Annotated in this window: 11 protein-coding genes; 5 read left to right on the top strand and 6 right to left on the bottom strand. The window is 35.2% G+C overall.

Annotated elements, in window-relative coordinates:
- The first annotated feature begins 8 nt into the window (after positions 1-8).
- Positions 9-932, top strand: coding sequence for a citrulline utilization hydrolase CtlX (gene ctlX, locus AC2A07_RS15005; protein WP_484051066.1), 924 nt, complete (start codon positions 9-11; stop codon positions 930-932).
- A gap of 132 nt (positions 933-1,064) precedes the next feature.
- Complete coding sequence (locus AC2A07_RS15010) at positions 1,065-2,810, top strand: discoidin domain-containing protein (RefSeq protein ID WP_484051067.1); 1,746 nt, start codon at positions 1,065-1,067, stop codon at positions 2,808-2,810.
- Positions 2,811-2,855: 45 nt separating this feature from the next.
- Here the strand turns inward: AC2A07_RS15010 and AC2A07_RS15015 are convergent, their stop codons facing one another.
- From AC2A07_RS15015 to recJ, 6 genes are all read right to left on the bottom strand, one after another.
- On the bottom strand, positions 2,856-3,695 hold the full coding sequence (locus AC2A07_RS15015; protein ID WP_484051068.1) for an alpha/beta hydrolase fold domain-containing protein: 840 nt from the start codon (positions 3,693-3,695) through the stop codon (positions 2,856-2,858).
- Positions 3,696-3,771: 76 nt separating this feature from the next.
- Entirely contained in the window at positions 3,772-6,057 is a 2,286-nt protein-coding gene (locus tag AC2A07_RS15020) for a TonB-dependent receptor domain-containing protein (protein ID WP_484051069.1), read from the bottom strand.
- Positions 6,058-6,298: 241 nt separating this feature from the next.
- On the bottom strand, positions 6,299-6,637 hold the full coding sequence (locus tag AC2A07_RS15025; protein WP_484051070.1) for a DUF3817 domain-containing protein: 339 nt from the start codon (positions 6,635-6,637) through the stop codon (positions 6,299-6,301).
- Positions 6,638-6,642: 5 nt separating this feature from the next.
- On the bottom strand, positions 6,643-7,434 hold the full coding sequence (locus AC2A07_RS15030; RefSeq protein WP_484051071.1) for a hypothetical protein: 792 nt from the start codon (positions 7,432-7,434) through the stop codon (positions 6,643-6,645).
- A 5-nt stretch (positions 7,435-7,439) separates the two neighbouring features.
- A complete protein-coding gene (gene nadD / locus AC2A07_RS15035; RefSeq protein WP_314493441.1) occupies positions 7,440-8,024 on the bottom strand; it encodes a nicotinate (nicotinamide) nucleotide adenylyltransferase in 585 nt (194 codons plus the stop codon).
- 410 nt (positions 8,025-8,434) lie between these two features.
- Positions 8,435-10,150, bottom strand: coding sequence for a single-stranded-DNA-specific exonuclease RecJ (recJ, locus tag AC2A07_RS15040; RefSeq protein ID WP_314493439.1), 1,716 nt, complete (start codon positions 10,148-10,150; stop codon positions 8,435-8,437).
- A gap of 216 nt (positions 10,151-10,366) precedes the next feature.
- Between recJ and AC2A07_RS15045 the strand changes: the two genes are divergently transcribed.
- The 3 genes from AC2A07_RS15045 to AC2A07_RS15055 all read left to right on the top strand — a co-directional run bounded on the left by AC2A07_RS15045 (position 10,367) and on the right by AC2A07_RS15055 (position 12,843).
- Positions 10,367-11,077 (top strand): ferritin-like domain-containing protein, encoded by a 711-nt coding sequence (locus AC2A07_RS15045; RefSeq protein WP_484051072.1) that lies wholly within the window; start codon positions 10,367-10,369, stop codon positions 11,075-11,077.
- Positions 11,078-11,103: 26 nt separating this feature from the next.
- The gene (locus AC2A07_RS15050; protein ID WP_314493435.1) at positions 11,104-11,925 is read left to right on the top strand and encodes a ferritin-like domain-containing protein; all 822 of its coding nucleotides are present in this window, start codon (positions 11,104-11,106) and stop codon (positions 11,923-11,925) included.
- Between the two features lie 102 nt (positions 11,926-12,027).
- Positions 12,028-12,843 (top strand): M48 family metalloprotease, encoded by an 816-nt coding sequence (locus tag AC2A07_RS15055; protein WP_484051073.1) that lies wholly within the window; start codon positions 12,028-12,030, stop codon positions 12,841-12,843.
- The last annotated feature ends 223 nt before the right edge of the window (positions 12,844-13,066 follow it).

Raw genomic sequence — 13,066 nt, forward strand, 5'->3', positions numbered from 1 at the left:
TAAACAATATGCAGACGACAGATACCGTGTTAATGATAGAACCGATTGCGTTCGGTTATAATTCTGAGACCGCAGAAAATAATTATTTTCAGGTCGAACAGAAAGGGGTAGATATACAGTCTAAGGCTTTGGCAGAATTCAAAATTTTTGTTGAAAAACTAAAAAGCAGAGGAATCAATGTTATTACAGTTAAAGATACCATGGATCCACATACTCCGGATTCTATTTTTCCAAACAATTGGGTAAGCTTTCACAATGATGGAAAAGTAGTTTTATATCCAATGTTTGCTTCAAACAGAAGAGTAGAAAGAAGAGAAGATATCATTGAAAGCATCAAAAACCAAGGTTTTGAAGTTGCTGAAATCGACGATTGGTCGTTACCTGAAATTCAGGGACACTTTTTGGAGGGAACAGGAAGTATGATTTTTGATCACGATAATAAAATAGCCTACGGCTCAGTTTCTTTAAGATTAGATGAAAATCTATTCAGAGAATTTTGTGAAAAGTATGGATTTACACCAGTCGTGTTTCATTCTTTTCAGACAGTAGGTGAAGAAAGACTTCCGATTTATCATACCAACGTTATGATGTGCGTGGCGGATAAGTTTGTAGTAATATGCTTAGATTGTATTGATCATGAACTGGAAAGGAGCAAAGTCATTGAAACCATTAAAAATTCTGGGAAAGAAATTATAGAAATTTCAGAACAGCAGATGCAGCAATTTGCAGGAAATATGCTTCAGGTTCAGAACAAAGATGGTAAAAAATTTCTTGTTATGAGTCAGACTGCTTATCAGTCTTTGAGTAAAGAGCAGGTTTCAGCTATTGAAAAATACTGTGAGATTATTTATTCAGATCTGAACACGATCGAGGTCAATGGTGGCGGAAGTGCAAGATGTATGCTGGCGGAAGTTTTTTTGCCAAAGAAATAATATGTGTTAATAAGCAAAACAGGCTCCTGACTTTCAAATAAAGTCAGGAGTTTTTTTATGTTCACAATTTTAAGCCAGCCATTAAAAAATCTCTAAATTTGTACAAGTATAAAGATAATTATGATTAAAAAGATGATTCTGAGTATAAGTGTTTTACTTTGCTTATTCTTAAATGCCCAGCAAAAGACTTACTGTAATCCTATAAACATTGATTATGGTTACACCCCTTTTGAAGTTTTTTCAAAACAGGGAAAACATCGGGCAACGGCTGATCCTGTAATTGTTAATTTTCAGAAAAAGCTTTTTCTTTTTTCTACCAATCAGGAAGGATATTGGCACAGTGACAATATGCTGGACTGGAAATTTGTCAAAAGAAAATTCCTCAGAGATAATAAATACACCCACGACCTGAATGCTCCTGCAGTTTGGGCAATGAAAGATACTTTATATGTTTACGGATCAACATGGGAACAGGATTTCCCGATCTGGAAAAGCACAAACCCGACCGTTGACGACTGGAAAATTGCAGTCGACACTTTAAAAGTCGGAGCGTGGGATCCTGCTTTTCATTATGACGAAGATAAAAACAAACTGTATTTATATTGGGGATCAAGCAATGAATGGCCGCTTTTAGGAACAGAAGTCAAAGTTAAAAACCTCCAGTCAGAAGGTTTTGTAAAACCTATTTTAAGGCTCAAACCCGAAGATCACGGTTGGGAGAGATTCGGTGAATACAACGATAATGTTTTTCTTCAGCCTTTTGTTGAAGGAGCGTGGGTTACAAAATATAAAGATAAATATTATATGCAGTACGGAGCTCCTGCAACTGAATTCAGCGGATATTCTGATGGAGTATATGTATCAAAAAATCCTTTGGAAGGTTACGAGTATCAACAGCACAATCCATTTTCATATAAACCAGGTGGTTTCGCAAGAGGTGCCGGGCATGGGGCGACCTTTGAAGACAATTTTAAAAACTGGTGGCATGTTTCAACAATCTTTATTTCTACTAAAAATAATTTTGAAAGACGGTTGGGAATCTGGCCAGCCGGTTTTGATAAAGATGATGTGATGTATACCAACACTGCTTATGGAGATTATCCGACTTTACTTCCGCAGTATGCGCAGGGTAAAGATTTCTCAAAAGGACTGTTTCAGGGTTGGATGCTGTTAAACTACAGTAAAGCTGTTCAGGTATCATCGACTTTAGGTGGATACCATTCTAATTATGCAGTGGATGAAGATATTAAAACATACTGGAGTGCAAAAACAGGAAATTCAGGCGAATGGTTTCAGACAGACTTGGGAGAAGTCTCTACGATAAACGCCATCCAGGTAAACTATGCAGATCAGGACGTAGAATTTATGGGAAAAACCGAAGGCAAAATGCATCAGTATAAAATTTATGGTTCGAATGACGGTAAAAAATGGAAAGTCATTGTGGACAAAAGTAAAAACACTAAAGATGTCCCTCATGATTATGTAGAACTGGAAAAATCTGCCGAAGCGAGATATTTAAAAATGGAAAACCTGAAAATGCCGACCGGAAAATTTGCATTAAGCGGTTTCAGGGTATTTGGAAAAGGAACCGGAGCTAAACCTGCGAAGGTTCAGAATTTTGTTCCGTTGAGAGCTGATCCGAAAAAATATGGGGAAAGAAGAAGCATCTGGATGAAGTGGCAACAAAATTCAGACGCCGATGGCTACGTTATTTATTGGGGAAAATCACCTGATAAATTATACGGAAGCATCATGGTTTACGGTAAAAATGAATACTTCTTTACAGGAGCTGATCGAGTAGATTCCTATTATTTCCAGATTGAAGCCTTTAACGCCAATGGAATTTCTGAAAGAACGGAAGTAGTGAAATCGGAATAGTGAATAGTAATGTCTGAACATGCCCTGAGATATCAGGGCGTTTTTTTATTTGACCTGCTTCAGAAATGCATCAATTTTATCAATAACAAAAGATGAATTTTTTTCATTCATCCAATCGAGATGTCCTCCGGGAAATTCGAAAGATTGATTATAAATATAATTTTTATTCAATGCTGAGTCTAAAATTGATTTTTGCGACAGGGGAATGACCTGATCATTGTTTCCGAAGAAAGAAATAGTTGGTGGAGAATTCTTGTTAAGCCAATAGATCGGACTTGCAAAACTTTCCATAGAAACACGCTCAGGAATTACGGCAGGATCAACCAAATGATTTTTAACAAAAGAATAATCAGAATAATTTTTAAAATTTGGATCTGATAAATCTGACGGTCCTACAATATTCACTACCGCTTTTATTTTTTTATTGTTGTCTCCCTGATAGGCATACAGCATGGAGAGATGACCGCCAGCACTGTTACCAATAAGAATGAAATTTGGTTGGTAATTCATTGTTTTTTCTAAAAACAGCATGGCTTTGTGAATGTCATCCGTTTGATTTGGAATTCCAAAACGGTTTTCAGAAGCCGTTCTGTAATTGATATTAGCAAAAATACTTTTCGGAAATTTCTGCATCATTGATATAGCGAAAGAGGTAAGTTGAGATTTATCTCCTGCTCTCCATCCACCGCCGTGAATGATGATAAATACATCTTTAACCTGTTTTGAGCTGCTGGGAGTATATAAATCCAGTTTTTGTTCAGAGTCCGTTCCATAAGAGATATTCATCTCTTTGTCAAACGAACTATTTTTCCCAGGAGGGATTGTTTTTTCCTGGCAGGCGCAGACAAGTAAGATCATTAAAAGAATTCCAACCAATTTATTCATACTCTTAAAGATAGAAAAACCCACCGGTTTCCCGGCAGGTTTCTCTTACAAAATAATATATATGAAGAATGTTTTTTTATCTTGTTCTGCTTTTTATTGCATCTGACGCGCCTTCGATGTCTCTCACTTTTTTCACTTTTTGATTTCCGAAATTGTAGGTAATGCTGAAAGTTCCACCTCTCCTGAACTGGTCATTTCTTACATAGTTGTAATTTCCATTAGTCTGGTAGTCTTCAATCTCTACAATGTTTGTTCTTAAAACATCATTTAGGTTTAAAGCAAAAGTCCAGTCGTTCCAGTTTTTCTTGATACTTAGATCTAAACTCATCAGGTTTTTAAGCATTCCCAACTCAATTTGCTGTTTGTCTACGAAGAAATAATTTACGCCCAAGAACAATGTTTTCTTTTTGTCTAAACGAATGGTGTTGTTGGTCTGGATAAGGATGCTTGTAGAACTAACCTTGTTTTCATACGTTGGAAAAACATCACCCGAAGTCGGGTCTACACTTAGACTTCCATCATTAACGTTTCTCTGAAGACCTACATTGAAGTTCATTATCAGATATTGGTTGAAAAATGTTTTCTGAATTCCCACCATAGCAGACATTTCTTGTTTGTCACCGAAGTTGGTACGGATGTATCTTAATTGTTTATAGGAATCCATATATGGTTGGTTGGTTATAGGATCAATGACAGGATTTCCGTCTTTATCTTTTCTTGGTTTCAAAATATCTCTCTGCAGAGGTACTTGTGTAATCTTGTCTTTGAATAATGAATGACTTAAGATTAAGAAATACGAATTTTTAAACATATAGGTCAACTCATGACTATAAGTAGAAGAAGCTTTCACAAAAGGGTTATTTTGAGTATAATTGTCTTCTGTAAGGATGTTTCTTACAGGATTCAGTTCCCAGAAGCTTGGTCTTCTCATTCTGCTTGAAAACGCATAAGATAAATTGTTTTTATCATTGATTGCGTAATTAAAGCTCAGGTAAGGAAGTACATTGTGGTAATCTCTTTCAATTTTTCTGTATTCCGGAGCTGCATTGTCTGAAGTTCCCAAACTGTTGGTGATTTCGTATCGTGTACCAACCTTTCCGGATAACTTATCAGAGAATTTCTTTTCTAAGGTTAAATAAGCACCATAAATATTTTCATCATAAATAAAATGATTCGGTGCAAATTCTGGGGTTTTTCCTTTCACAAAAGTATCATTCTGAGTATCATTATCTGTTTTTGTTTTATTGAAATTTCCACCAACAGCTACTGTGAAGTCATTTTTAAACTTCCGAATGTAATCTATTGTGCCTGAGAAATTATTGATAATTTGAGGTAGAGTTTGATTAATGGTCTGGCTTAGTAATCCATCTGTTCCTCCTGCATCAGATAAATAGGTTTTATTATCGGTAAACTGAAATCTTCTGTAATTAAGATAGGCCGCATTTACATTTAATTTACTTCCTAACGAATCAGTTTTCAATTCATAATTTAAGTTAACCGAATTGTTGTACGATCTTGCGTCTTCTTTGTTTCTTGAATTGGTATAATTGGTGATGTATGACTGAGCATCTGTATCAAAAGAACGAATAGTATTGAAAAGATTAACGGTAGAATTATAGCTTTTATTGGCATTGGAATTCCATGATAAAGCTAAATTACTTTTTTCTGTCAGCTGATAATCTAAATTCAGATATCCTCCGATATATTGATTGGGGTCATCAATATTCCCAGTGGACTCGTTAGACGATGAGCTATTACCGTTTCGTAAAACATAATGTTGAGCCTCAATATTTTCTCCGCCATACATATTGGCACTGATTCCAAATTTATCTTTTCTGTAGTTAGCGGAGAAACTTGCAGAACTTCCGTTGTATTTATTCTGAGAATTAGACATTCTCATGTTTCCACTTAAGCCGTCGCTCATCTTCTTTTTCAGAACAATATTGATGATTCCGTCTGAAGATTCTACCTGAAACTCACTTCCAGGAACCGTAATTACTTCAATTTTCTGAATATTTTCTGCAGGAGTATTTTTTAGAAACTGGGTTAGTGATTCTGCATCCATATTGGTTTTTCTTCCATTGATATAGATCAGTGCATTGTTTTTACCTGCTATCTTTAAGGTTTTATCATCAGTTGTAGATAATAAAGGAGTCTGTCTCAACAAATCGAAAGTTGTATTCCCTTTGGTAACAGGAGAAGCGGCAACATCGTAAACAAAACGGTCACTTTGTTTTTTGAAGACCTGCTTTGTCAAAACAACTTCTTCAATTTTTTTTGTTTTTAATGAGTCTGATTTTTTTTCCTGAGCGAAAGTGAGTCCGGAGAAAAATATAGCTGCAATGAGAATAGGCGTTTTCATGATTTTCAGTTTTAAATAGTTTATAGAAGCTTGTATTTGTTATTATTGAACATTGCAAAGATATATAATAAAAATAGTATCATGCAATACAAAGTAGTGTAAAAATTCTATTAATAAATTTAATTAATTGAATATCAGTGATTAAAATTTGGACTTCATTGATGTTACTTTGAGCTTCTACATACTAAGACAACTGTAGTAATGGTTTTATTACAGTTAATTTTATTTTTTTTAAATTTTATCAGTCTCTGTCGAAACGCGCCAGCTTCTTATCGATCCAGATCGTGGCAAAAGGAAAAAATGCGGCGATTAATGCAAAGACGCTGTCTTCATCATCCCAGGTATAGATTTTCCTGACAGTAGGTAAAAAAAGAAGGTAGAGTGTAAAAAATAAACCATGCAGGCTTCCGATCGTACTGATATAAATGATAGGTACAATCCCTTCAGAATCAACACGGATCCAGGTCATTGCAGTAAAAAGAAAGAACCAGGATACAGCTTCGGCTAAACAGATTTGTTTAAACCATTTGATACGTTTTTCCTGAGGGTATTTTGAGAAAAGATTTTCTAAGAATTCCATAAATGCTATTTGTAATAAATTCTGAAAGTATTTTTAAAACCACTGTATAAACTGCTTTCTTTGTTCGGAGTGAGCATATTTGTTTTAATAAAATTTGTGATACTTTTTTCGAAATAAGGGATAAATTTTTTGTTGCGTTCATCTTCAATATGATGGACACAACCATCTACATTCATTGTGTAATTTTCTCTGTCCAAAACTAATTTCACATTACTATATGATCTTTCATTTAAATTATGATGGTATCTTTTGGGATATGAGAAAGATTGATGAAATAATCGATTAATGATTTCATCAGCTATTTTGTTATTATTATCATAGATCCAGTCTAAGTGGTCATTATAAGAAAAAATGATTGATGGTCTCTTTTCGACAAATGACAGAAGCGCTTTTTCAACTAGGGCATCAATGAAATCTTCACCATACTTTTCTTTTGTATAAAAATTCATGTACCTTTGATAACATTTGTCTGTTGTACATACATGTGGCCGATCACTGCTGATGCCCATCCCACCCCAGGAAATATTATTATTTTTCAATAATTCTCTAAGTTCATCTTTTGCAGGAAAGTCACTTCCGTTTAGAGCAATGTTATAAGTGTATAGTTTATTTTCAGTTTTAAAATCATTAACAGCTCTTAAAGAGTCTTTACTGCAAAGTTCTTTATATATTCTCATTCTTTCTTTGAAAATTGCAACACGTTTTGCATCTTCATCTTCACTGAGTGTAAATACTTTAGATTCTTGTCCGTACAAAATTCCCATAATCAGGAAAATGAGAAAATATAGTAATCTCATATTGCTTACTTATAAAAACTGCTCCCATCCAAATACTCAAAAACCTCCGGCGGCAGCATGGGTCTTACATTCTTTCCTTCTTTGATCATATTCCGGATTTCTGTTGCTGACAGCTCTATAATTGGAGCTTTGATCATCGCAATGTTTTCATGCTGAAGATATTCAGAATCTTTTTTTTGATCTTCAAAAACTCTTGGATAAACAATGATATGATGATTTTTAATCAGGACATCAGAATTTTTCCATTTATGAAGTCCTTCAAGATTATCTTCTCCCATTATTAAGCTGAAAGAACATTCAGGATATTTCTCCTGAAGATAGGTTAATGTATCAATTGTATAGCTGGGTGTAGGTAATGAAAATTCAACACTCGATGCACGCATTTGAGGATAGTTTTTCACAGCAAGCTGTACCATATCAAGACGGTTGTGGTCTTTTAGAAGAGACTTTTTTTCTTTAAATGGATTTTGCGGACTCACTACAAACCATAACTCATGCATATCTGAATTTTCAAGAATATAATTGGCCAAAATAAGATGACCGATATGAATAGGATTAAAAGAGCCGAAAAATAAACCGATTTTTTTCAAAGATGAGATTGGGTTATAGGTTAAGATTATACTCTGTTGAGGTATGATGTGATTTAATTGATCCAGTGAATAATATCGTCAATGATATTTTGAATATACTGTTTTCTGAAAATATTTAATTTGTATATCATAGATTAAATGACTCTTAGTTTCAAACATAGGTTCTCTTAAATTATCATAGAAACGACTTTTGTCTTTATCTTTTCATCTTCCGAATCCCTTTGTTATTTTAAAAGAAATACTTCGGTAGATTTTTTTAATTGTGAAGTCAGAGCATCATTTTCTTTTTCAGGAATATTGAAACATTTTTCAGCAACATCCATCGCTTTCCGACAAGCAGGTATCTCAGTAGACTTATTTTCATCAATTAATATTAAAAAAATAAGTGAGCCTTATCATAAGTCTCAGCTTTATCCTTCAATAAATTTCACATCCCTGATATTAAGATAATGTGTAACATTTCCCTTCCAATGATTTTCTTCTAAAGTAAAAGCAATATCAAAAGATTTATTTCTGAAATCATCAGCAAACTGTCCCAGTTTAAAGCCAACACATTCTATATTTCTTCCCGTGGAATCCTGTTTAATGTAAAACTTTAAATGATTATTATCTTTTCCCATCGTTTTCAGATAACCGGCAATTTTTTGATTTCTCAAAACTAAGTTTGGCTTCATATTATGAGGTCCGAACGGTCCCAGTTTTCTGTGAAAGTTGATGAAGTCTCTGTTGATCTCGTCAACATGAACATCAGCGTCAATGGTGATCGAAGGTTCTTTTTGATGATCTTTTATTTTTTCCGATACCGTTTTTTCAAATTTAATTTTGAAAGCTTCAAACTTGTCTTTTTCCATAGAAAGTCCTGCAGCAGCGTGATGACCACCAAATTTCAGAAAATATTCTGAACAGATATCTAATGCCTCATGAACGTCAAAATCTGAAACAGATCTTGCTGAAGCAACCATTTCACCATTATTTCCATCTGTAAAAACCAAAGTAGGCTTATAATACGTTTCAATAAGACGCGAAGCAACAATACCAATTACACCTTTGTTCCACTCCGGATGATAAACAATCGTAGAATACTTTGTTTCCTGCTGAGATTCTATTACCTGATTTAAAGCAGAAAGGGTAGAGTTCATATCGAGTTCCCGTCTTTCATCATTCAGATTCATGATATCGCCAACAATTTGCTGTGCATGCTTCAGATTATCAGAAACCATTAGTTCCACAGCAGCTTTACCATGAGAAATTCTTCCCGCTGCATTGATTTTGGGTGCTATTTCAAAAACAATATTTGAAATTTCAAAATTGGAAAGTTTATCTTCAGGGATGAGAAGCCTTAATCCGAGATTACGTGTTTTTCTGAGGACCTTAAGTCCCATCTTTGCCAAAACTCTGTTTTCTCCCGTCATCGAGACAATATCTGCGGCAATGGAAATGGCAAGCAGGTCAGTCAATTCAAATAATTCAGTTTCCGGAATTTTGTAGAGGGTATTTAATCCCTGGCATAATTTGAAACCAACCCCACATCCTGAAAGTTCCTTAAATGGATAGCGGCAGTCACTTCTCTTAGGATCCAGTACAGCAACAGCATCAGGAATCTCATCTCCGGGTAAATGGTGGTCGCAGATGATAAAGTCGATGTTCTTTTCCCTCGCATAGTTGATCATATCAATGGCCTTGATTCCGCAGTCTAACGCAATAATCAGTGAAAATCCATTTTCCTTTGCATAATCAATGCCCTCTGTAGAAATTCCGTACCCTTCCGAATTTCTGTCAGGAATATAAAAATCCAGATATTTCTTTTGAACTATTTTTCTCAGATACAGATACGTCAGCGCAACTGCTGTAGTGCCGTCGACATCATAATCACCGTACACCATGATCTTCTCTTCATTTTCAATCGCTGTCGCAACGCGTTCAACCGCTTTTTGCATATCTGCCATTAAAAATGGATTATGGATATCTCCTAGGTTAGGTTTGAAAAATTCACGGGCTTTCTGATAGTTATCAATGCCCCTCATGACCAATAGCTTGGATTCAAAAGATCCAAAACCAAGCGACGAACTCAATCCGTCAACGGTTTCTTCATCAGGTTCAGGTTTATAAATCCATTTTTGACTCATTTCACAAAAATAAGTAAAATTTATTTTAAAAGTGATTCCATAGTGATCTTAATGATCAAGTATTAATTCTGTTATATTTATTGTTTTTGCAGTCATTTAAGGGATTTTAAGGGTTTGAGATAATAAATTTTTATTTTTTTTGAACATTATGAAAACCAAACTAAAACTATTATCGTAGATATGATTAAAGTACTAAACCTTTATAAAAATAATATTATGAAAAAACCAATTAATGTTTCTAACCAGGGAGCTACCTTGGATACCAGCAGAAGAAACTTTCTAAAATTGAGCGGCATTGGTATTGCCGTAGCAGGCCTTTCTTTAGTAGGCTGTGATGATGATGATTTTGAATACAATGATAATAAGATATTCGATTTGGGTATGGGCGATGTTGGAGTTCTGAACTATGCATATGCTCTGGAACAGTTAGAAGCTGATTTTTACACGAAAGTGGTGAATAATTTCTACGCTGGTATTTCAAATAATGAGAAAGAAGTTTTAACTGACCTTTATCATCATGAAGTTATTCACAGAGATTTTTTCAAGGCAGCAATCACAGGGGCGACAACCAATGTTTTGCCAACACTTGAATTTCAGTATCCTAATGTGAATTTCAATGACAGAAATTCTGTTTTGGCTACGGCGAAGGCTTTGGAAGACACAGGAGTCGCAGCATATAATGCAGCAGGAAAGTATATCACCAACCCAACCTATCTTGTGCTTGCCGGTAAAATTGTTTCTGTTGAAGCAAGACACGCATCTGCGATCAGAGATTTGATTAATCCTTTAACTGCAGCTTTCTCAGGAGATGATGTAGTAGATCCCGTTACAGGTCTGGATGTAGCAAAAGAACCGAAAGATGTCGTAGCGGCAGCCGGAGGATTTATTAAAACTCCATTCACATGGAAAGAAAGAGGCATTAATTAAATTATTCATTTCAAAAATCTATTATTATGAACATTCTAAAATTATTAGATAAATTATCTGACGACTCATTTTTTACAAAACAAACGTCCAGATTAGACAATCTTTCAGATATTACTTCATTTGGTAAAAAAGCAGCCGTTGCTGCTATACCATTAGGATTAGGAAGCTTTATGGCAACTTCTGCCAAAGCTGAAACCAAAACAGAACCAACGTTGGCAATGAAAAGTGCATTAACGGATGCCCTTCAGTTAGCGTTGACTTTAGAATATTTAGAAGATGAATATTACAGAATTGGTCTACAGACTGCAAATTTAATTCCTGCGTCAGACAAAGTAGTTTTTCAGCAAATTTCAAAACATGAGGCTGCTCACGTAACTTTTCTTAAAAGTACATTGACTTCTCTAGGAACAGCTCCTGTTGCTAAACCAACTTTTGACTTTACAGCAAATGGTGCTTTTACACCATTCACCAATTATCAGCAGTTTCTTATTTTAGCTCAGGCTTTTGAAGATACAGGGGTAAGAGCATATAAAGGGCAGGCAGGAAATGTAATGTCAAATGGAGCAGTCCTTCAGGCAGCATTACAGATTCACTCAGTAGAAGCTCGACATGCTTCAATGGTTCGTAGAATGCGTTCCAATAAAGGATGGATTGAGTTAGCAAGTGGCGGAAGCGGAAATGGTGCTATGCCTGCTGCAACCAATGCGGTGTACGCTGGTGAAGATGTAACAACACAGGCAGGATTTAATACAGCAACTGCCTTCGGTGCAGCTGCAGGTTCTGCAGCTTATGATGAGGTTCTGACCGGAGCACAGGCTACAGCTATCGCATCTCTATTTATTGATTAGTAGAAACACATATATACTTAATGAAATCCTTTTTCGGTAATTCTCCGAAAAAGGATTTTTTCATTTAAAATGTGTTATCTTCGATACACTAAATTATATAATATGAATAAAATTATTATCGGTGCGATCTTATTAGGATCAATGCATCTTTTTCAGGCTCAGAAAATCAATCTGGGAAAAGCTGCAGGAGTCGTTTCTAAGGGAGCTTCAGCACTGACCTTTACAAATGCTGATGCAATTAAGCTTTCTAAAGAATCCGTAGATTACATGGATAAGAATAATGCAGTAGCAGGTCCTAAGGATCCATACAATTTGAGACTCAACAAACTTTTCGCAAAACACAGATCTCAGGATGGTCTCAACCTAAACTACAAAGTTTACAAAGTAAAAGATATCAATGCTTTTGCATGCGCAGATGGTAGTTTCAGGGTATTTTCGTCTCTAATGGATATCATGACGGATGATGAATTGTTGGCGGTGATAGGTCATGAGATTGGTCACGTTAAAAATCAGGATACCAAAGATGCGATCAAATCAGCCTACTTAAAAGCTGCTGCGATTGATGCTGCGTCCTCAGCATCCTCTACTGTTGCTACTTTAAGTGAAGGGCAGGTAGGTAAAATGGCTAATGCATTTCTGGATGCTTCCCACAGTAAAAAACAGGAATCTCAGGCTGATACCTATTCGTATGATTTTATGAAAACAAATAACTATAATGTAGTGGGAGCTTATACAGCATTTAAGAAACTGGCACTTCTGTCAGAAGGAGGAACTGCACAGTCTGGATTCCAGAAAATGTTCAATTCACATCCTGACAGTAATAAAAGAGCAGAAGCCATTAAGAAAAGAGCTGAAAAAGACGGTTTATGGAAAGATCCGGGAACAGTTTCTTTACCAACTGCAAAACTTACAAAGTAAACTTTCAGGAATAGATTATAAAGGAGCTCATTATAATAGGGCTCCTTTTTATATTTATATAAGTTAATTCATCATACAAAACAATTCATCTAATGATATGAGGTAAGTTCTGAACAGGTGGCGTTTATTGCTGTCATATATTTGATAATATTTTCGTAATCAAGAGAAAGTATTCTTTAATTGATCAAAAATTTTGCCTCTGATTTCGGGGGCATTTATTTTG

The sequence above is a fragment of the Chryseobacterium sp. HNCC26DJ238 genome (genome assembly GCF_057180465.1).